Raw genomic sequence first — 19,636 nt, 5'->3', positions numbered from 1 at the left:
TATACGAATCTTGGACGATTGGTATAGGAAGGGTGTATAAGTGATTGAATGATAGCATAGTATAGCGATGTAAAAAATATTAAAAACGGGGTTTCGAGGCGAAAGAAAAAGGAATAGGCACTAGGCCTTAGGCCATAGGCACTAGGGGATAACATCCCCCTTTACACATACCCAGCTATCGCTGGCTACCTTCAAAGGGGGAATGTGGTGACGGAAAAGGGAAGTAATGACGAATGAACGAGAGGCGAATGACGAGAAGCAAGTGACGAAAAAGGGGAAATGTGGCGACGGAAAAGGGGGAGAGAAATTAGAGAATTAGCAAATTGGGAAATTAGCAAATTGGGAAATTAGTAAATTGGGTTAAGTTAGTATGGGTTGATGGCAAAAAATGGAGAGGCTGGGGAGAAGCTCTGGAAGAGAGGGGCTGGGGGGTTAAACTTTCGCAAAGTGTGTGACGCAAAAGTGACTTTTCAGAGGGTTGTTCGATTATAACGATGTAGTTTTGGGCTTTTTGGGAGATGATGTTTGTTAGGAAAATTGGTTATTGACAAAATATTCGTATCTTTGCCCCTTAAAAGTATTAGCTAATAAAAAGAAGAATGAACAGACAGGAGATTATAGACCTTACTACTCGTATTTTTGTTGAGGAATTTGAAGTAGAAGGCAGTGTGATTGCCCCTGAGGCAAACTTCCGCGAATCGTTAGGATTAGATAGCCTTGATTATGTGGATTTGGTAGTGCTGATTGAACAAGAATTTGGTGTGAAATTGGTAGAAGCCGATTTTAAGCCTATCGTAACCTTCAACGACTTTTATACTACCCTAGAAAATAAAGTGAATGCACGCTAACGAACAAGCCAAAACGAAATGGCAAGGCAAATCTAAGGGTACTGTATTAGGCTATAGTATCTTTGTGTGGCTGATGAAACACTTGGGTATTTATGCTGCTTATACCTTGCTCATCTTTGTAGCGTTCTATTACTTTTTGTTTGAGTGGCGCTCCAATGGCTATATGTATTACTATTTCCGTCACCGCTTGGGCTATTCGCCTCTGAGAGCGGTAGTGAACTTGTACTTAAATTATTTTACTTTCGGGCAAACCATTATTGATAAGATTGCTATCTTGGCGGGCTTGGAAGAGAAATTTACTTATGAGTTTGATGGAGTAGAAAGCTTACATAAATTATTAGACGAACAACAGAGCGGGATACTTATTTCGGCACACATAGGCAACTTTGAAATTGCTGAACCTTTTTTTAGGAAAATAGATATTGATTTGAAAATAAGCACCGTAACTACCGATATGGAACACTCGGTAATCAAGGAGTATTTGGAGTCGATTTCTAAAAATAAACCCTCGAATCAGTTTATCTATGTGAAAGAAGATATGTCGCATATCTTCAAAATCAACGATGCTATTGGCGACAACAAGATAGTGTGTTTCACGGGAGACCGATATTTTGAAGGGGTGCGTTCGCTCAAAGGAACGCTGTTGGGCGCAGAAGCTACCTTCCCCGCAGGTCCTTTCTTTATAGCCTCGCGCTTGAAAGTGCCAGTGCTTTTCGTTTATGTGATGAAGGAAAGTAGGTTACATTACCACTTGTATGCCCAAGTAGCTGAGGTGAAAAGTCGCGATGCCCAAGCGCTACTCGATGCTTATACCGAGAATATGGAGCAGATGCTACGAAAGTATCCGCTACAATGGTTTAATTATTTCAACTTTTGGGATGAACAATGAAACGCATATTGGTAGTATATTACACCCAATCGGGGCAACTCAAAGAGATTATCGATAGTGTACTATCTCCACTCACGGAGGTAACTATCGACTTTTTGCCTATTGATACGACAGAACCTTTTCCTTTTCCGTGGACAGATGAGGCATTTTTTGGAGCTTTCCCAGAGTCGTATTTGCAAATTCCCCAGCCCTTAAAGCCTTTTCAGCTGGCACATACCGATTACGATTTGGTGATATTAGGCTACCAAGTGTGGTATTTGTCGCCTTCTATTCCGTTTAATTCCTTTTTGCAGAGTGAAGCAGGTAAGCGACTGTTACAAGGCAAACCTATAATTACTGTGTCGGGCACACGCAATATGTGGGTGATGGCGCACCAGAAAGTAAAAAAACTCTTAACCGATTGTGGGGCGCACTTAGTGGGCAATATCGCCCTTACCGATAGGCACCACAATCATATCAGTGTGATTACCATTGTGCAGTGGCTCTTTTCGGGTGACAAGAACAAACGCTATCTCGGTGTGTTCCCCAAAGCAGGTGTCGCCGATAAAGACATACAAGGCGCGAGCGTATATGGCACGCTCATTGCCCCTCACCTGCAAACCGGTGATTACACAGGACTGCAACAAGAAATAGTAGCCCACGGAGGAGTGCATTACAGGCGTTTTCTCCTTTCGGCAGAGAAGAAAGGCAACCGCCTTTTCGGCATTTGGGCAAAGATGATTTACAGCAGTAAGAAACGTAAATTCCTACTGAAATGCTTCCGCATCTATCTGTATATCGCTATCTGGGTGCTGATGCCCATAGTATGGTTGCTATACTGGCTCACCTACCCATTGTTCTTTTGGAAAGTAGAGAGCAACGTGAAGAAATTGATTAATTGAGAATTAGAAATAAAAAAACAAGAAAATGGAAGATATTTTTAAACCTAACAGTCTATCAATAAAAGAAATATTTGGGAATGCTGATAGTTTATATCAGATTCCAAGATACCAACGCCCTTATTCTTGGGGAGATGAACAATTGGAAAAGTTATGGGAAGATTTGGTAGATGCCAAAGAGAATGAGCCTAATTATTTTTTAGGTTCCATTATCACAGCAAAACCTGAAGATAAAAATAACTATTTGGATATAGTAGATGGGCAACAAAGATTAACGACTTTAACTATTTTACTTTGTGTTTATAGAGATTTATATCCTGAAATAAATAACGATATTTTGGAGGAAGACCCATTTGCTATTGATGGAAAAACTGTTAGTAATTCTATCAAGTTCAATGATAGATTCCAACGATTACGTTTGCGTACGCACTCTAATCATCAGAGTGATTTCGATAAATTGATACTTTCAGAAAATGCTACTGTCGATTCTAAAGAAATAGAGAAACCTACAAAACAAGATTTAAGAAAAGATGAGCCTAAATTTAAGTTTAAAAATTCTGCTTTCTTTTTTAGAGAAAAACTTACTTCTATCGGTGAGAAAGAAGCAGGAGAACTATTGAATTATCTTTTTAATAAAATAAAGATTATAAGAATAGATTGTAAGTCTGTTTCTTTTGCTATCAAGTTATTTCAAGTACTAAATGACAGAGGACTTGATTTGTCAAATTCTGATTTAATAAAAAGTTTCTTAATTGAAAAGATACAGAAAAAGTATAACGATGAAAGTGAAATAAGAAAACAAAAAGAAGAACAGTTTATGGATGATTGGAAAGAGTGTGAAAACTGTTCAAATAATACAGAGACAACTCTAAACGATTTATTCGTTATGTATGAATATTATCTGTTAGCACAAAACCCTAAAAAATCATTGTATGATGAATTGAGAAATGAGTTGAAGGATAAAGATTCTAATGAAACTATAGCAGATATTAAGAATTTTATCCGCACTTATCAAACTGAAATTTTTGACAAAGAGAATAAAATAATATATTCTTTTTTCTATATTCCTTGGGGAATGTATTGGAGAACTATATTGCTAACAGCATTAAAAGAAAAATATTCTGAATATGAAGAGTTTGTAAAAGTTTTTAGACGTTATTACTATCTGAATTGGATAGCAGGGAATACCCTATCTAAAATCAAGCAGACCTCTTTTAATCTTATTAAATCAATAAAAGAGAAAAAAACTTTGCAAAATATTAAGGAAGAATTGAATAATAGTTTAGTTTCTGACAATACTATCAGAAAAGCTATTGAAAATCTAAGTGGGGATATTTATAATGAAAAATGGTGTAAACCTCTCTTATTTTTAATAGAATATAATCAAACAGATGATTCAAATATCTCTTTTTTGGATATAGCCAATAGGAATGTACAAGTGGAACATATATTACCTCAAAAATATTATAATAATGAAGATTGGAAAACTATTTTTGAGAAAAATGATGAAACTAATAGTTGGCTAAATTCTGGACGAAACTTAACTCTTTTAAGTGGGAAGAAAAATGTTGAAGCAGGAAATAGAGATTTTGAAACAAAAATTAAATCTTATACAGGTAAAGGTTTCTATTCAAATAACCAAGAAGGTATTACAGCATTCCGAATGACTCAACAAATAGTAGACAACTATAATAAAGGACTATTTAGTAAACAGTGGAATAAAGAAGCTTTGAAAGATAGATGGAATTGGTTCTGTGCTCAGGTAGAAACCATTTTAGAAATTGATTTAACTGAAATAAAAGAATAATAAAATGGAACAACAAAATATTTTTGAAAATAAGAATCTGCAATTCGGACAGCACAAAGACCTATTAACAGTCGATATGCTACTGAACGGTTACGAGAAGTATGGTATTGGATGGCTACAACAAACAATGAACGGGCTCTTGGCGGCGAGAAGTTCAAAAGAATTTATGAATTCTTTAACCGAAGAAGAAAGAGGAGAGTATGTAAGAAAGCAAGCCGAGAGATTAGGATTCTTGTAGTAGTTGTTTTCAATAACAACCTGTTACCTATTACTTATTACCTTTTACCTGAATAATATGAATGTCTATATAACAAAAGCAAGTAAATATTTACCTAACAATCCCATTGGCAATGAGCAAATGGAGACTTTCTTAGGTCTCATAAACCAAAATGCCTCTAAAGCACGACGCCTCGTGCTACGCAACAATGGTATTCTCACCCGTTACTATGCCCTCGATGAGCAAGGTAACCCTACACATAACAATGCCCAGCTTACGGCTTTGGCAGTACAGAATCTATTGGACGGCGAAGTGCCTTGGGATACTATCGAGGTACTCTCTTGCGGTACCTCTACCCCCGATGTGCTCTTGCCCTCGCACACTGCTATGGTACACGGCATTTTGGGTGGACACTCAGTAGAACTGAATGCCTCTTCAGGGGTATGTAATTCAGGAATGAATGCACTCAAATTTGGTTACTTATCAGTAAAGGCAGGCAATAGTGTCAATGCAGTATGCACAGGCTCTGAACGTGTATCAGCTTGGTTGCGTGCCGATAAATACGAAAACGAAGTACAACTCTTAGCCGAATTGGAAGCACACCCTGCTATCGCCTTTAAAAAAGATTTCTTGCGCTTTATGCTCTCCGATGGGGCAGGGGCTTTTCTGTTAGAAAACAAACTGCGTGAAGGCGCTTTGCAAATAGAGTGGATGGACGCTTATTCGTATGCTCACGAGCTCGAAGCGTGTATGTATGCCGGTGGCGACAAACTCCCCGATGGTAGTCTCAAAGCTTGGAGCGAATACCCTGCCGAAGCGTGGCTTAGTGAATCTATCTTTGCTATCAAGCAAGATGTGAAGCTACTCAATGAGAATATTTTGCTAAAAGGCGCTGAGAGTATGCGTGCTACCTTAGATAAACACCAACTGTCGGCAGATGATATTACCTATTTCTTGCCTCATATCTCGTCTTGTTATTTCAAAGAACGCTTGTATGAAGCTCTCAAAACAGTAGGTATCGACCTTCCGTTAGAACGTTGGTTTATCAACCTCCCCGAAGTAGGCAATGTAGGCTCTGCTTCCGCTTATTTGATGTTAGAAGCCTTGATGCACTCAGGCAAACTCAAAACAGGCGATACCGTGTTGCTATCAGTGCCCGAGAGCGGTAGATTCTCCTATTCTTATGCTTTTTTAAAGGTTGTTTAACTATGGTTTTACCAATTATAGATAAAAACAAAATCCTTACTCTTATACCCCAGCGTACTCCCATTGTAATGGTAGATGCTCTTTGGGAGTATACCCCCACCGAGGGAGTGGCAGGGCTCACCATTGTCTCCAACAACCTCTTTGTACAGCAAGGGATATTCTTAGAAAGCGGACTCATAGAGCACATTGCCCAAAGCATTGCCTTGCACAAAGGTTATTACTACTATCTCAACGGAAAACCTGCCCCTATGGGGTATATAGGAGCGATTAAAAACATAGAGATACAATCGCTACCCAAAGTAGGCGACACGCTTAAAACACACATCACTATCCAGCAAGAGTTTATGGACGTTACCCTCGTAACAATGCAAACCTTTGTAGGTGATACCCTTATCGCCCAAGGCGAAATGAAAACCGTACTTGCCCCTAACCCCTGAATCCTGACACCTGAATATGAACATATCAATCCACAAATACCTCCCCCACCGTCCGCCGATGCAAATGGTAGATACCATTACCGACATCAGTAATACACACGTAGTTACTGAGTTTGAGGTGAAGCCTACTTGCATATTTGTGGAAGAGGGGAAGTTTGCCGAAGTAGGACTCATTGAGAATATGGCGCAAACCTGTTCGGCAATTGTGGGGCAGTTTCTATTTGGTATAGAAGACACATCGAACTATGTGATAGGTTACATCAGTGCGATTAAGAAATTGGAACTCTTCGCCTTGCCTAAGGTACAAGAGGTCGTGCGCACCGAAGCCGAATTGCTTTCTCGTTTCGATACCGATGAGTATTACATCTGCTCGATGCGCTGTAATGCCTTTGTAGGAGATATTCTTATGGCAACTGCTGAAATGAACTTAGTAATTAAAAACCTAACGGAATGAAAGAAACCGAACTACCTCAGGAAAAAGGTGCCTTACAGGACTTTACAGAACTGTGCTATGTAACCGATGACGAAGGCAACTACACCACCCTATCCAGTTGGGGCTGGGAGGTGAAGAGCATTGCCTTAGAAGCCTCGCTCAGCCGTTTGCAAGAGCAGATTGACCAAGCAAAAGCCGATGTGCTTGCAGGACGCAAAAGCCCCATAGTGTATTATATGCTCCTCAACCGTATGGATTGGGCAGTCCTTGCCGATGCAATGCGCCGCTGGCAATGGGTTATCAAGCGTCACGCCAAACCTTCGGTATTCAAAAAACTATCTTCTAAAACGCTACAACAATATGCTGAGGTGTTTGACATCACGGTGGAAGAACTGTGCGAGTTAAGCAAATAAAAGTCCTTTACTCATTTAGAGTAAAGGACTTTGTTCTATTGCTTTTCATACTATAATAGATAGTGTGGCTTACGCTATTTCAAGTAATTTATTGTTTGGTATAGCTTCTTTCAACACGAACATTATGAGTTACTCTTATCTTGTTATCTCCTTCTTTTTCGAATACAAAAACTTGTTCAGAGGAACCGATTTTATAGCTAACCTTATAAGTATTATTTGTTTTTAGGTCTTTTATATTAGTAACCGGCAGATTCTTTTCCTTAAAACAGTTCGTATTACCTAAGGTTATTTGGCAAAAGTCATCGTTTTTAAAGGCATAACCGAACTGCTTGTTGTTGGTTGTCCAAGAGCCTTGAATCCACTTTGGAGGGAGAAATCTTGCCGTAGAGATGTCCCCTCCTTCTGTACCATTGGCGTCGTCTTTTCCGCAAGCAACCATTCCTACAAAGGCTACTAATAATAGAATTGCTTTTTTCATCGTTTATTACTTTTTAAAATTATTATTGGTGCAAATACACAACTACTCTTTTAAATTACAAACCTTTCGCTGATTTCTCTTTCATATAAATAGCTACTTCCTCTGTTGATAGTTTTCGCAACTGCTCAGGTTGGTAAGTCTTATACTGGGGTGTGACCAATAAAGGCTTTGACAGCAGGCTACGCTTTTGCTTATTCTTCTGCAAATAACTCTTCAATTCCGATAAAGAAGGAAAGATTTTGTATTGTTTTCTGCCTCTATTATCTTCTATTTCGTAAATACCACAGGCTTGCTCCCATATTACCTCAGCAGCACGCAAATATAAGGTAGCAATAGCAAGGGTTTTAAAAGGGAAAAGAGCACGGAACTTCCCCTTATCATCTACATCAGCACAGATACATCTGCCACAAGTACTACAAATATACTGCCTGTGGTGTAGCAAGCACTCTTTGGGGGTTAACAAAGGCGTGATGCGACTATCTATCGCATAACACTCAGGACAAGCTTCTTTCATTGTGCTATTATTTTAAAATCTGATATAAACTGCTTATATAGCTCACGCCATTTCAAGTAATTGACTAATTTCCTCAGCGTGTGTACGACAGTAGTACATCACAAAAACAATGTAAGGCACAAAGAGAACGATGCTCCACAGTAAACCCTGTGCAAACGCTTTGTAATCACCAATGCGATAGAGCACATAGCCCGCCCAAATCAGGTTGAGTGTCATTGTAATATGTGACATTTGAGCAAAGATGTTAGCACCACTCCACGTAAAAGTAAAGAGCCCCATCGTACCAAAATAGTACATTGGCAGGAAGGCAAACGGTAGCCAAAAAGTCTTTTTCGTCAGCCAAAAGACGATAAGGCAACTTAAATACACCAAGCTACTAGGAGAACAAGCGTTGTAAGCCAACCATTGCACAAAGTTTACTTTCAGAGTAAAAAAGAAGTAACCACTCCCTGAAAGCGTAAGCAATAATAAGACAATCGCCAAAGCGATACCTGTGATTTTTTCTGTTTTTGTAAGATTCATAATGTTAGAAATTAGAAGTTAGGAAATTGCCCGTGCAGTTTGCACTGGGATATATATCTCAGTTTTCAGTTTCTCTTCGGGGGTACGACGGCAGTCGTTGAGGTATTTCTCGAACATAGGCTCATCGCGCACTTCGTATTCACTATCTACCACCCAGCGCATAGCAGCATCGTAGACGGCTGAGAGCTGAGTATAACTACCTTGATAGAAAAAGATTGCATATTTGCCTCCTGCTAAGGTTTTGCAACTCACTTCACCTGAGGGTTTAGCCGGCTTGTGAATAGCCAAACTCACCTCGGAACGTTGCAAAGAGGCTTCGGTAATTTTAGGGTCATCATACGAAACGCATATCGACTCAATGCCTTTGGTAAAGAGTTTTTGCGATTTTACAACACCCCACAATTGTTCGTAAGCTTTGTTGTAGTTAAGTGTACCATATTCTCCTGTAAGAGCTACGTAAATAAGACTTTTGGGCTCAAGCTCTACTATCTTTGGAGCTTTAAGCACTACTTCTGGATTGTTTATTTCTTTCTTCATAATATAAATATCTCTGTTTGTTCTATACTGAGTAGGGGTAATACCATATTGATTTTTAAATGCTTTGGAAAGAGAGGCGGGCGTTTCATACCCTATATTAAAAGCTATTTCTTCTACCGAAAGCGTCGAATAGCGTAACAGCTGAGCTGCCGTTTCTATGCGCAAACGAGCAATAAAGGCAATGGGCGATTCTCCTTTAAGTGCTTTAAAGATGCGACAAAAATGAAAATCAGATAAGTTAGCCACATTGGCGAGTGTTTTTATCTTTATAGAAGTATCAAGATGACCATTGATGTATTCCGCCACTTTGTTGATACGCTGAGTGTAATCGTTATGAGTAATGGATTTCATACAGATTTATTTTGAATTTCTGTGGCAAAGATACGGCACTTTCCCAAAGTAGTCTTTTCCTATCTTGCTAATTTCACCCTGTAAGTTCATCTTTCCGTCGCTACATTCTCCTTTTTTCGTCACTCGCTCCTCGTCATTCGCCTCTCGTTCATTCGTCATTACTTCCCTTTTCCGTCACACTCCCCCCTATTGCCTATGGCCTAAGGCCTAGCACCTCTTCCTCTTTCTTTCACCTCGAAACCCCTTTTTTAACATTTTTAGCCTTGTTGTATTACAGTATAAATCAATTATTTATACACTCTTCCTATACCAATCGTCCAAGATTCGTATAAGCCTTCCTATAAGCTCTCTATAAGCTAACCCCACCCTTCTTACAGCCTTTTTTCACCAAAACCTCTCCCTTCCCTCTTCCGAAATTCTCCGATATCTTCCGAAAGTTCAGAACCTCTCTAAGATTCTCCGAAAACTCCGACGAACCTCTCTCCCCATTTCACAAGGTGTAGCCTTGATTTTGTTAAATTTTTGTTTAATTTCTGAGGCACAGCCTCATTCCTCTAACTCAAGCTCGCACCTCATTTCCTCATTTCCTAATTTTCTCATTTCCTAATTTCCTCATTCTCTAATTTTCTCATTTTCCTCCCGCTTGTCGCTTCCCCCTCCTATTGCCTAAGGCCTGCTTCCCCTTCACACAAATATTTCTCCCCTTTTTATTCGTATTTCATAATTATTTCTTATCTTTGCCCCATCTATTCCTCTTATCCTAACATCTAATTATTAAAACATTATGAAAAAAACACTTTTTTCAGTGCTCTCACTGATGGCGTTTAGCCCTCTGTTATGGGCACAAGAAACTGAAATGATTACCCATCCACAAAGCCAATACCAAAAGGCAGTGGGACTCTACAATCGCAAGCTCTATCAGCCTGCACAGAACTTGTTCCGAAAAGAACAAACCTCCAATCCCGATAGAGCTATCCAAACCCAAAATGAATACTACGTAGCCACTATTGCCGCTATCCTCAATCAAGACGGAGCCGATGCGCTGGTGAATAACTTTATCGTCAATCACCCCGACTCTCCTCTGAGCTCCGAAGCCTATTTGCAAATGGCTAACATCTATTATCAGCAGGGCAACTACGAAGATGCACTCGCTTGGTACGAGGCTATCGACGACCAAAGCATAAGCAGTAGCGATAAAGCTAAATACAACTTCCAAAAAGGTTTTTGCCTCTTCCAAACTGGCAAACAAGCCGAGTCTAAACCTTATTTCGAGTCGGTACAAAACACCAAAGAATACGGTGCCAATGCCAAGTATTACTTAGGATATATCGCCTATGATAAAGACGATTATTCTAAGGCTGAAAGCTACTTCCGCGAAGTACAAGAAGAAGATGCTTCACTCACCAAAAACGTGTCTTACTTCCAAGCCAATATGTACTTCAAACAAGCTCTTTATCAAGAAGCTATCACCGAAGGACAGAAACAGCTCGCTAAAACCAAAAATGGTCAAGAAGTATCTGAGCTCAATAAGATTATAGGCGAAAGCTACTTCAACCTCAAGAAATACAAAGAAGCAATCCCTTACTTACAAAACTATAAAGGTAAAAAAGGTAGGTTTTCCAATACCGATTATTACTATATGGGATACGCTTATTACAAAAATAACGATTATAAAGCGGCTATCGAGCAGTTCAACAAAATCGTAGGCGGAAACGATAGCGTCGCTCAAAATGCGTATTATCATTTAGCCGAATGCTATTTGAAAACCAACCAAAAACAAGAGGCTCTCAACGCTTTTCGCAATGCCTCTCAAATGGATTTCGATAAGCAAATTAAAAAAGATGCTCATCTGAACTACGCCCGCCTTAGTTATGAAATCGGTAACCCTTACGAGAGTGTCCCCAATGTGCTACAAGCATACGCTTCGGCTTATCCTAACGACCATAAAGACGAAATACAGTCGCTCTTAGTCGACTCTTATATTTCATCTGGTAACTATCAAGCCGCTATCAGTCTGCTCGAAAAGTCTAACGACCCTAAGGACAAAGAAACCTATAAAAAAGTAGCCTTCTATCGCGGGTTAGAGCTTTTTAATGAATTGCAATACAACGAGGCTTTAAAATATTTACAGAAAGCCATCGGTGGTAATTCTGCGCTTGCCGCTCGCGCTACCTATTGGGCTGGTGAAACTGCTTATCAGCTGAAAGATTACAAAGGTGCCGAATCCTATTTTACTCAGTTTCTCCATAATTCATCAGCACCTAAAACCGAAGAGTATGCCAAAGGCTTCTACGGTTTAGCTTATGCTAATTTCAATCAAAAAAACTATGCAGGTGCTATCGCTAATTTCGAGAAGTACCTCAAACAAAACCCTAAGAACAGCAGTTGGAAACACGACGCTATACTCCGTCTCGCCGATTCTTACTTCGTAACAGGTAAATACTGGCCTGCAATGGAAGGGTATAACAAACTCATCGAAGCTAAATCTTCTGACCAAGATTATGCCGCCTACCAAAAGGCTATTAGTTATGGGTTTGTAGACCGCCTCAATAGCAAAATTGAAGACTTAGAGCGTTTCGTTAAGAACTACAAAAGCTCTAATCTGCGCCCTAACGCTTTGTTTGAATTAGGGAATGCTTATGTAACCAAAGGAAATACCCAAAAAGGATTACAGTACTATCAGCAACTCGCCAAAGAGTATAAAGGCAATGTGCTCGTACCTCGTGCAATGCTCCGCGAAGGTTTAGTGTATTATAACAGGAACGAAAACCAGAAAGCCTTAACGCTTTTCCAAACTATCGCCAAAGACTATCCTAATACCAACGAAGCCTCACAAGCGGTAGCTTCCGCAAAACTCATCTATGTAGATATGGGTAACGTAAACGAATACGCATCGTGGGCTAAAGGTTTGGGATATGTAGAGGTAACCGACCTCGAACTCGAAGGAGCTACTTATGAAGCTGCCGAACGACAATATATGCAAAACAATACCAAAGAGGCTATTTCAGGTTTTGAAAAATACCTTAAAGAGTTCCCTAATGGTATGCGTCGCACCAATGCCGAGTTTTACTTAGCACAAATGTATTTCAATAGTGGACAAAAGGCTAAAGCACTTACACATTACGAAAATGTAACCAAAAGCGGTTCTAATGAATACGGCGAGCAATCGCTTACTCGTGTGTGTCAAATACTTCTTGAAGCAGGTAGCTACCTAAAAGCTAAACCTTATCTCGAAGACCTCGAGCGAACCGCTACTATCGCACAGAACAAAACTTATGCACAAAGCAACCTAATGCGCGTGTGCTATAACGAAAAACTGTACGATAAAGCTATTGAATATGCCAATAAGGTATTAGAAGAAAAATCTATCGATACCCGTATCAAGAACGATGCTTATATAGTGTTGGCTCGTGCTTATAGTCAAGCAGGAAATGAAACCCAAGCTCGCAAATATTACCAAGAGGTACAGAAAACCGCTACGGGTAGCCTCGCTGCCGAAGCCTTGTATTACGATGCTTATTTTAAGAATAAAGACGGTAACTACAAAGCCTCTAATGACGTAGTTCAAAAGATTGCTAAAGACTATGGCGGACACAAAGAGTTCGCTGCTAAGAGCCTTATCGTAATGGCTAAAAACTTCTACGGACTCAAAGACGCTTATCAAGCCTCTTACGTCTTAGAAAGTGTAATTAAAAACTTTAAAGAGTTTCCTGAAATAGTAGCCGAAGCCAAAAAAGAACTCGCAGTCGTAAAAGCCGAAGCCGCTAAAAGTAATTCATCAGTAAAATAATGGTTAATATTGTGGTATACACTTTGCCAAAGTTTTTGCCTGTGCGGCTCGCACCTTTGGCAAAGTTGAATCTCCCTCCTAAACCCTAATTTCTAAACAAATGAACAAACACATCACATATATTCTAACAATGCTTTTGTTCTCTGCCTCAACAATGGCAGTCGCTCAAAGCCGTAAAGACAGCCTCTCTACCAAAGTGGTAGATGTGGTAAAATCATATGCTCCTACGATTGCCGACGCCTACAAAAAGCGTGAAGATGCAAACGTAAAAGATTCGCTTACCGTTAAGAAAAAGCAAATCAACTATACCATCTATTCGGTTCCGGTAGCCTCTACTTTTGTTCCCGAAAAAGGCAAAGCAGCTTCGGTGAAACCAAAAGTCGTCCGCGAAGACTATTTAGATTCTTATCTCGGTGGAGGTTTCGGTATGCTCAATACCTTTTATGCCGATGCCAATATCACTCTCCCAGTAACTGATAACAGTAACGCTTCTTTCTTACTGAATCACATCTCAGCCAATGATGATATGGACGAGGTATACACCGATACCAATTATGCGCTCTCATCGGCTGAGTTGCGTTATGATTTTCAGAACCAAGATGTACTCTGGGGGCTCACTGCTGATATAGGTCGCCGTTTGCACAACTGGTATGGCATCCGTCCCGCTTCTTATACAAGACAACAGTTGATTGGAAAAGTAGATGACGTACACCAAACCTATTTCGATTATGGTGTAGGAGGTTACCTCCAATGGTCTAATCCTTACTTTAAAGGACTTGATTTCAGCGTACGCGGGCTCTACGACCATTTCGATAGTAAAGAATTGAATGTAAAAGCACAACCCACCTTCGAAATTCCTCTTACAGATGACCAAAAAGTTCGTACCAATGTAATTCTCGATTATTACAATGGTAGTTTTACTCGTCAAAATAACTTAGTAAACGAGCTTAACAATCGTTGGATGCTCTTTGGGGTAAATCCTTCTTATCATTTGTCTATCGAGAATTTGGACTTAAAATTAGGCGTTGCTTTGATGTATGTAGATGCGAACCAGTCCGATGAAAGCAAGTTTAAAGCTTATCCCGATGTAGAGGCTTCTTATCCGCTAACTGCCGATGCTATTTTGCACGCAGGTATACGCGGTATTATGCAACAAAACACAGTAGAGAAACTCACCAAAGAGAATCCTTTTCTCTCACCTATGCAAGAAATTAAGCCTACCAATGTGCAAGCCGATGCTTTTGTAGCCCTTAAAGGAAAAGTAACTTCCGATTTGCTTTATCGCATACAAGGAAGCTATCGCCAATACAAAGAGATGCCTCTGTTTACTACCAATTCCGAGACACCTACTATCGCCACCGAAATATTGCCTTATCAATATAACAACTCTTTTAAATTAGTGTACGACGAAGTAAACGATATGGAGCTTTTAGCTTCTATCGGAGGAAATATAAAAGATGTTTTTTCTTTTACCTTTGAAGGAAGATATAATAACTATAACGCCCGTGTACAGAAAAATAAAACCGCTTGGAACTTGCCCAGCACACGAGTATCTCTCTTCACCGATTTTAGAATATTACCCAATCTATTTGCTGGATTCGACTTCTTTTATGTAGGAAAACGTTATGACCTCGATTACGTAACTGTTGCAAATCCTATTCCTGAGAAGCTCTCTTTGGAAGGTTATTTTGATATCAATTTCCACGCCGATTACACTTTCAACAAACATTGGCAAGTATTCTTAAAAGCCAACAACCTCACCAGTGAGCACTATAAAAAATGGTTGTATTATCCTTCACAAGGGGTACAAGCCTTTGCAGGAGTACGTTATCTGTTTAGCCTAAGTAACAAGTAACAATTATATACTAACAAAACAAACAGCGGTATGAATAAAGCATTCATACCGCTGTTTGTTTATTATATCTTCAATTTTTATATCTTCTATACTTTAATCTCTCTTATTATTCCCTTAATCACTTATCATCGACTTCTTATAATTCCTCCATTTCTCTATACATTGTTGCATATCATTAGGAAGTCTACTATCAAAGCTAAGGTACTTGTGAGTAATCGGGTGTTCAAAACCTAAGGTTTTAGCGTGCAAAGCTTGGCGAGGTAATACCGCAAAGCAATTCTCTACAAACTGCTTGTATTTGGCAAAAGTTGTTCCTTTCAGAATCTTGTCGCCCCCATAACGTTCATCGTTGAAAAGGGTATGTCCTATGTGTTTTAAATGCACCCTAATTTGGTGCGTACGCCCTGTTTCTAACTTGCAAGAAATGAGTGTTACATAACTAAAACGCTCTAACACCTTGTAATGGGTTACTGCCTCTTTACCGTGAGAACCATCGGGGAAGACGTCCATTTGCAGGCGGTCTTTTAAGTGTCGCCCAATATGACCACATACTGTTCCTTCGTCTTCTTCTATATTACCCCATACAAGGGCTATATATTCGCGCTGAGTAGTTTTATTAAAAAACTGTTGAGTAAGGTGTAACATCGCCTCTTCAGTTTTAGCCACTACTAAAAGTCCACTAGTATCCTTATCAATACGATGTACCAACCCAGGACGATTGCTACTGTTGTTAGGCAAGTTCTCAAAATGATATACCAATGCATTGATGAGCGTTCCGCTGTAGTTGCCGTGACCAGGGTGTACCACCATACCCGCAGGTTTGTTTACCACCAAAAGGCTATCGTCCTCGTATACTATGTTTAAAGGAATATTCTCGGGCACCAATAAATCCTCGTGAGGAGGGTGAGGAAAAAGTACCTTTACTTCGTCGTTAGCTTTCACACGATGATTGGACTTTACAGGCTCGCCATTCACAAAAATATTACCCTGCTTGGCTGCTTGTTGCACCTTGTTACGGGTGGCGTTCTCTACAAAGTTCATCAAGAATTTATCTACGCGCAAAGGTTCTTGCCCTTTACCCGCCGTAAAGGAGTAATGCTCGTAAAGAGATGGAGCTCCCTCTCCGTCTGGTTCTAAATCGTCTAAATCTTCTATCTCGTCTATATCACGCATTACCTTACATTTGCGCCACAAACTTTGCCAAAGTTTCTAATAGCGTGCGTGCTACGCCCCTTACCAAAGTTTAAATTTATAATAGCCTGCATTGCTCATACTTGCCCGTGCGACTCACACTTGCTAGTGTGGCTCACACCGCCCGTCGTGCTACGACTGCCTGTGCGGCTCGCACTAGTCCCCCATCAGTTCTTCAATAGGTATTTCGGTAGGGATAGTATCCCGAGCCTCTAAGCCATTGCCACACACAAGGTCTATACGTGAGGTTTTAATAAGCTTATCGCCAGGTTGTACGGGTTTACCATCGTGTTGCATTTCCAATACCATATCTTTCCCAATATTGTTCACATAAGTAACCCTACCGACGGCAAGCCCTACCGATTGCAAGGTAGCTACTGCATTCCGGCGCGTTACTTGTATCACCTTAGGCACTGTTACTTTATGATAGCCCGACGGATTGATGTTAAGGTATATTTTGCGGTTCTTCTTTACTCTCTCGGTAGCCTCAGGCGTCTGACTGATTACCGATAGAGGAGGGTATTTAGGGTCGTATTCAGTAGAATCCAACACCTCATAACGCAATTGTTGCTTATCTAATATCACCCCTACTTCGGTAAGTGTTTTCTTGCTCAAATTAGGTACTGTAATGTACTCTCCGTGCGCCGTATAGATGCGCAAGAGTTGCAATACACACCAAACTAATATAATACACGCCACTATGGCAAAAGCAAATTGCCAAGCTAGTTTCTTTCCTGAGTTTTTTAAGAATTCTTTAATCTTTTCCATACTTTGCAAGTATTGTTATGGTGCAAAGGTACAAATATTTTTGAAAAGGACAATACAGCCCCCTACAATATCCTCAACCACACCTTCTCCCCTTTCTCTATGGGGGTATCGTTGTAGAAGTACACTTTCCCTTCTACCGAAGTAGCTTCTATAAGGTATTGTGCTCCTTGAAAATAACAGTATTGTACAGTAGCTTCCCAATCAGAGGTTGCTGTAATGGTAATCTGTTGGGGTTTGAAGAGCTTACCGTTATGCCAACTCACTTCACCAAACAAAGAAGCCGTGTAATAATCGGTATTTTGGAAATAAACCGAGAGCGTATTGTTAAAAAACAACAGCTTCCCGTCGCGCATTATAAGGGTTTTATCGGAGTAAGAAAGCGCGTCTTTACCGTCGTGAGTAGCCACTATACAGCTAATGTTTTGCTCTTTCAAATAGGTGAAGAGAGTGCGTTGTAGTTCGTTCTTTCTAAAATTATCCACCTGACTAAAAGGTTCGTCAAGCAATAACAATTGAGGTTCTTGTGCCAATGCCATTGCCAATGCCACACGCTGTTTCTCACCACCGCTGAGGTTTAGTGCTTTTAAGGGCGCAAAACGTTCCATTCCCACCAAGGTGAGCAACTCCATTACGCGCTCTTTTTTATAGGTTAAATCGAGGTTAGAGATAAACTTTCCTACATTTTCAGCTACTGTGTGATAAGGACCTAACCCAAAGTCCTGTGCAAGGTATTTCATCGTTTTAAACCCAGGCACTAACTGCCAAGAAGGACCCTTTACGCGCTCGTTGTGGAAGTGTATAGTACCTTCTTGCACATCAATGAGACCATAAATAGCTTTCAGCAAGGTACTCTTGCCACAACCACTTTCTCCCATCAGCGAAAGGTGCTCACCTTGCGCCAACTCAAAAGAAATGTCTTGCAGTATAGGGTCTTGCCCTTCATAAGCAAAGAATATATTTTTAAGGTTTAGCATTGTTTATTTATATGTAAATATTCGCGCTTTGCAATTTATGCAATTCGTATATTGCTTCCCACACTTCGGCAAAGTTTCCCTGTGCCCTAAGGACTCACACCTCCCCATTTTCCCATTTTCCCATTTTCCCATTTCCTCATTTCCTAATTTCCTAATTTCCTCATTCCCTAATTTCCTAATTTCCTCATTCCCTAATTAATCCGCCTCCACATATCCAGCTGTGAGCCCTCGCTGGCTTTGGCTCGTCCCTTTTACCTTATTATCTTTTACCTCCTATCCGCCCGTGCGGCTTGCACCTTTTACCTTTTACCTTTTATCTTTTATCCGCACTTAGAGCGCACTTTTAAACTGTTCCAAGAAACGCATATCGTTCTCATAGAACATACGTATATCTCCTATTTGGTACAAAAGCATTGCAATGCGTTCAACTCCCATACCGAAGGCAAAACCACTGTATACCTCACTATCAAAACCACAGTTTTTAAGTACGTTAGGGTCAGTCATACCACAACCCATAATTTCCAACCAACCAGTACCTTTGGTAATGCGGTAATCCACCTCGTTATTGAGTCCCCAATAGATGTCTACCTCAGCACTTGGCTCGGTAAAAGGGAAGTACGACGGACGCAAACGTATACGCGACTTGCCAAACATCTCCTTAGTAAAGTACAACAAAGTTTGTTTCAGGTCAGCAAACGATACGTTTTTATCTATATATAAGCCTTCTACTTGGTGGAACAAACAGTGTGAACGTGCCGAAATAGCTTCGTTGCGGAATACTCTACCCGGCGAAATCGTCCGTATAGGTGGCTGATGTCCCTCCATATAGCGTATTTGCACCGAACTGGTATGGGTACGTAGGAGAATATCCGGATTAGTTTGTATAAAAAACGTGTCCTGCATATCACGAGCAGGGTGATATTCAGGAAGGTTGAGGGCAGTAAAGTTATGCCAGTCGTCTTCTATCTCAGGTCCGTCCGATACGTTAAAACCTATATTGGCAAAGATATTCACAATTTCGTTTTTAACTATCGAAATAGGGTGGCGCGCCCCGATAGGCGAAGGGGTCGCAGGACGACTCAAGTCGCCGTATATACCTTTGCTTTCACTGTGTTCCTCTAAACGCTCACGCCATTCTTGTACTTTGGCTTCTACTTTTTGTTTGAGCTCATTCACTACCTGCCCAAAAGTCTTTTTCTCCTCCTTAGGCACCTCTTTAAAAGCGGTAAAAAAGTCGTTGAGTACCCCTTTTTTACCGAGGTACTGAATGCGGAATTGTTCAAGTTCTTCCTTAGTTTTCGCGCTAAAATCTTCTATCTTAGCAATATGCTCTTTTATTTTATCAATAATCATACAGTAATACGATTTCTCTTTTGTTTTTCCCAAGACGCAAAAGTATAAATAATTTTCCATTTAGCAAATTTACCAATCTACTAATTTTCTAATTTGCTAATTCTCACATCTGCCAATTCCCCCTTTGGAGGGGGCAAGGGGGAGGTTTCTTTCGCTTTTTCCTCGCTACACTTCT

General features: G+C 40.2%; 19 protein-coding genes. 11 read left to right on the top strand and 8 right to left on the bottom strand.

Annotation, left to right across the window (positions count from 1 at the left end; all coding sequences use genetic code 11):
- The first annotated feature begins 599 nt into the window (after nt 1–599).
- From HMPREF9072_RS02165 to HMPREF9072_RS02125, 9 genes are read left to right on the top strand one after another with little or no spacing between them, the layout of a single operon-like run.
- Nucleotides 600–848: a phosphopantetheine-binding protein gene (locus tag HMPREF9072_RS02165; protein WP_009410297.1), complete on the top strand. Its 249-nt coding sequence runs from the start codon at nt 600–602 to the stop codon at nt 846–848.
- Nucleotides 838–1,737: a hypothetical protein gene (locus HMPREF9072_RS02160; RefSeq protein WP_009410296.1), complete on the top strand. Its 900-nt coding sequence runs from the start codon at nt 838–840 to the stop codon at nt 1,735–1,737. The genes HMPREF9072_RS02165 and HMPREF9072_RS02160 overlap by 11 nt, the downstream gene beginning before the upstream one ends.
- Nucleotides 1,734–2,618 carry a hypothetical protein gene (locus tag HMPREF9072_RS02155; RefSeq protein ID WP_009410295.1) on the top strand — a complete coding sequence of 295 codons (885 nt, stop codon included), beginning with the start codon at nt 1,734–1,736 and terminating at the stop codon, nt 2,616–2,618. The genes HMPREF9072_RS02160 and HMPREF9072_RS02155 overlap by 4 nt, the downstream gene beginning before the upstream one ends.
- Nucleotides 2,619–2,643: 25 nt before the next feature.
- Entirely contained in the window at nt 2,644–4,422 is a 1,779-nt protein-coding gene (locus HMPREF9072_RS02150; RefSeq protein ID WP_009410294.1) for a DUF262 domain-containing protein, read from the top strand.
- A 4-nt stretch (nt 4,423–4,426) separates the two neighbouring features.
- On the top strand, nt 4,427–4,660 hold the full coding sequence (locus HMPREF9072_RS02145) for a hypothetical protein (protein WP_009410293.1): 234 nt from the start codon (nt 4,427–4,429) through the stop codon (nt 4,658–4,660).
- A gap of 57 nt (nt 4,661–4,717) precedes the next feature.
- Nucleotides 4,718–5,845 (top strand): beta-ketoacyl-ACP synthase III, encoded by a 1,128-nt coding sequence (locus HMPREF9072_RS02140; RefSeq protein ID WP_009410292.1) that lies wholly within the window; start codon nt 4,718–4,720, stop codon nt 5,843–5,845.
- Nucleotides 5,846–5,847: 2 nt separating this feature from the next.
- A complete protein-coding gene (locus tag HMPREF9072_RS02135) occupies nt 5,848–6,282 on the top strand; it encodes a hypothetical protein (protein WP_009410291.1) in 435 nt (144 codons plus the stop codon).
- 16 nt (nt 6,283–6,298) lie between these two features.
- Nucleotides 6,299–6,736 (top strand): hypothetical protein, encoded by a 438-nt coding sequence (locus HMPREF9072_RS02130; RefSeq protein WP_016479907.1) that lies wholly within the window; start codon nt 6,299–6,301, stop codon nt 6,734–6,736.
- Complete coding sequence (locus HMPREF9072_RS02125; RefSeq protein WP_009410289.1) at nt 6,733–7,128, top strand: hypothetical protein; 396 nt, start codon at nt 6,733–6,735, stop codon at nt 7,126–7,128. The genes HMPREF9072_RS02130 and HMPREF9072_RS02125 overlap by 4 nt, the downstream gene beginning before the upstream one ends.
- A gap of 88 nt (nt 7,129–7,216) precedes the next feature.
- Here HMPREF9072_RS02125 and HMPREF9072_RS02120 read toward each other — a convergent pair whose 3' ends face one another.
- From HMPREF9072_RS02120 to HMPREF9072_RS02105, 4 genes are read right to left on the bottom strand one after another with little or no spacing between them, the layout of a single operon-like run.
- Complete coding sequence (locus HMPREF9072_RS02120; RefSeq protein ID WP_009410288.1) at nt 7,217–7,606, bottom strand: hypothetical protein; 390 nt, start codon at nt 7,604–7,606, stop codon at nt 7,217–7,219.
- A 55-nt stretch (nt 7,607–7,661) separates the two neighbouring features.
- Nucleotides 7,662–8,120, bottom strand: a complete 459-nt coding sequence (locus tag HMPREF9072_RS02115; RefSeq protein WP_009410287.1) for a hypothetical protein — start codon at nt 8,118–8,120, stop codon at nt 7,662–7,664.
- A gap of 42 nt (nt 8,121–8,162) precedes the next feature.
- A complete protein-coding gene (locus HMPREF9072_RS02110) occupies nt 8,163–8,642 on the bottom strand; it encodes a hypothetical protein (protein WP_009410286.1) in 480 nt (159 codons plus the stop codon).
- A gap of 18 nt (nt 8,643–8,660) precedes the next feature.
- Nucleotides 8,661–9,530: a GyrI-like domain-containing protein gene (locus HMPREF9072_RS02105; RefSeq protein ID WP_009410285.1), complete on the bottom strand. Its 870-nt coding sequence runs from the start codon at nt 9,528–9,530 to the stop codon at nt 8,661–8,663.
- A gap of 784 nt (nt 9,531–10,314) precedes the next feature.
- On the opposite strand from HMPREF9072_RS02105, the gene HMPREF9072_RS02100 reads away from it, so the two are divergent.
- Both HMPREF9072_RS02100 and HMPREF9072_RS02095 read left to right on the top strand, forming a co-directional pair.
- On the top strand, nt 10,315–13,320 hold the full coding sequence (locus HMPREF9072_RS02100) for a tetratricopeptide repeat protein (RefSeq protein ID WP_009410283.1): 3,006 nt from the start codon (nt 10,315–10,317) through the stop codon (nt 13,318–13,320).
- A gap of 100 nt (nt 13,321–13,420) precedes the next feature.
- Entirely contained in the window at nt 13,421–15,175 is a 1,755-nt protein-coding gene (locus HMPREF9072_RS02095; protein ID WP_034566052.1) for a TonB-dependent receptor, read from the top strand.
- Nucleotides 15,176–15,289: 114 nt separating this feature from the next.
- Here the strand turns inward: HMPREF9072_RS02095 and HMPREF9072_RS02090 are convergent, their stop codons facing one another.
- The 4 genes from HMPREF9072_RS02090 to pheS form a co-directional block, all read right to left on the bottom strand.
- The gene (locus HMPREF9072_RS02090) at nt 15,290–16,348 is read right to left on the bottom strand and encodes an RluA family pseudouridine synthase (RefSeq protein ID WP_009410281.1); all 1,059 of its coding nucleotides are present in this window, start codon (nt 16,346–16,348) and stop codon (nt 15,290–15,292) included.
- 174 nt (nt 16,349–16,522) lie between these two features.
- Nucleotides 16,523–17,134, bottom strand: coding sequence for a PASTA domain-containing protein (locus HMPREF9072_RS02085; protein ID WP_009410280.1), 612 nt, complete (start codon nt 17,132–17,134; stop codon nt 16,523–16,525).
- A gap of 62 nt (nt 17,135–17,196) precedes the next feature.
- Nucleotides 17,197–18,108, bottom strand: a complete 912-nt coding sequence (locus tag HMPREF9072_RS02080; RefSeq protein ID WP_009410279.1) for an ABC transporter ATP-binding protein — start codon at nt 18,106–18,108, stop codon at nt 17,197–17,199.
- 330 nt (nt 18,109–18,438) lie between these two features.
- Nucleotides 18,439–19,461, bottom strand: coding sequence for a phenylalanine--tRNA ligase subunit alpha (pheS, locus tag HMPREF9072_RS02075; protein WP_002673912.1), 1,023 nt, complete (start codon nt 19,459–19,461; stop codon nt 18,439–18,441).
- Nucleotides 19,462–19,636 lie beyond the last annotated feature (175 nt).

The organism is Capnocytophaga sp. oral taxon 324 str. F0483 (genome assembly GCF_000318315.2).
Lineage (GTDB): Bacteria > Bacteroidota > Bacteroidia > Flavobacteriales > Flavobacteriaceae > Capnocytophaga > Capnocytophaga ochracea.
This window is presented reverse-complemented; position numbering and strand designations above follow the sequence as displayed.

What these genes read in the sequence shown, in the direction of transcription:
- HMPREF9072_RS02165 (WP_009410297.1), top strand. Translation starts at nt 600, where the DNA reads ATGAACAGACAGGAGATTATAGACCTTACTACTCGTATTTTTGTTGAG.
- HMPREF9072_RS02160 (WP_009410296.1), top strand. Translation starts at nt 838, where the DNA reads ATGCACGCTAACGAACAAGCCAAAACGAAATGGCAAGGCAAATCTAAG.
- HMPREF9072_RS02155 (WP_009410295.1), top strand. Translation starts at nt 1,734, where the DNA reads ATGAAACGCATATTGGTAGTATATTACACCCAATCGGGGCAACTCAAA.
- HMPREF9072_RS02150 (WP_009410294.1), top strand. Translation starts at nt 2,644, where the DNA reads ATGGAAGATATTTTTAAACCTAACAGTCTATCAATAAAAGAAATATTT.
- HMPREF9072_RS02145 (WP_009410293.1), top strand. Translation starts at nt 4,427, where the DNA reads ATGGAACAACAAAATATTTTTGAAAATAAGAATCTGCAATTCGGACAG.
- HMPREF9072_RS02140 (WP_009410292.1), top strand. Translation starts at nt 4,718, where the DNA reads ATGAATGTCTATATAACAAAAGCAAGTAAATATTTACCTAACAATCCC.
- HMPREF9072_RS02135 (WP_009410291.1), top strand. Translation starts at nt 5,848, where the DNA reads ATGGTTTTACCAATTATAGATAAAAACAAAATCCTTACTCTTATACCC.
- HMPREF9072_RS02130 (WP_016479907.1), top strand. Translation starts at nt 6,299, where the DNA reads ATGAACATATCAATCCACAAATACCTCCCCCACCGTCCGCCGATGCAA.
- HMPREF9072_RS02125 (WP_009410289.1), top strand. Translation starts at nt 6,733, where the DNA reads ATGAAAGAAACCGAACTACCTCAGGAAAAAGGTGCCTTACAGGACTTT.
- HMPREF9072_RS02120 (WP_009410288.1), bottom strand. Translation starts at nt 7,606, where the DNA reads ATGAAAAAAGCAATTCTATTATTAGTAGCCTTTGTAGGAATGGTTGCT.
- HMPREF9072_RS02115 (WP_009410287.1), bottom strand. Translation starts at nt 8,120, where the DNA reads ATGAAAGAAGCTTGTCCTGAGTGTTATGCGATAGATAGTCGCATCACG.
- HMPREF9072_RS02110 (WP_009410286.1), bottom strand. Translation starts at nt 8,642, where the DNA reads ATGAATCTTACAAAAACAGAAAAAATCACAGGTATCGCTTTGGCGATT.
- HMPREF9072_RS02105 (WP_009410285.1), bottom strand. Translation starts at nt 9,530, where the DNA reads ATGAAATCCATTACTCATAACGATTACACTCAGCGTATCAACAAAGTG.
- HMPREF9072_RS02100 (WP_009410283.1), top strand. Translation starts at nt 10,315, where the DNA reads ATGAAAAAAACACTTTTTTCAGTGCTCTCACTGATGGCGTTTAGCCCT.
- HMPREF9072_RS02095 (WP_034566052.1), top strand. Translation starts at nt 13,421, where the DNA reads ATGAACAAACACATCACATATATTCTAACAATGCTTTTGTTCTCTGCC.
- HMPREF9072_RS02090 (WP_009410281.1), bottom strand. Translation starts at nt 16,348, where the DNA reads ATGCGTGATATAGACGAGATAGAAGATTTAGACGATTTAGAACCAGAC.
- HMPREF9072_RS02085 (WP_009410280.1), bottom strand. Translation starts at nt 17,134, where the DNA reads ATGGAAAAGATTAAAGAATTCTTAAAAAACTCAGGAAAGAAACTAGCT.
- HMPREF9072_RS02080 (WP_009410279.1), bottom strand. Translation starts at nt 18,108, where the DNA reads ATGCTAAACCTTAAAAATATATTCTTTGCTTATGAAGGGCAAGACCCT.
- pheS (WP_002673912.1), bottom strand. Translation starts at nt 19,461, where the DNA reads ATGATTATTGATAAAATAAAAGAGCATATTGCTAAGATAGAAGATTTT.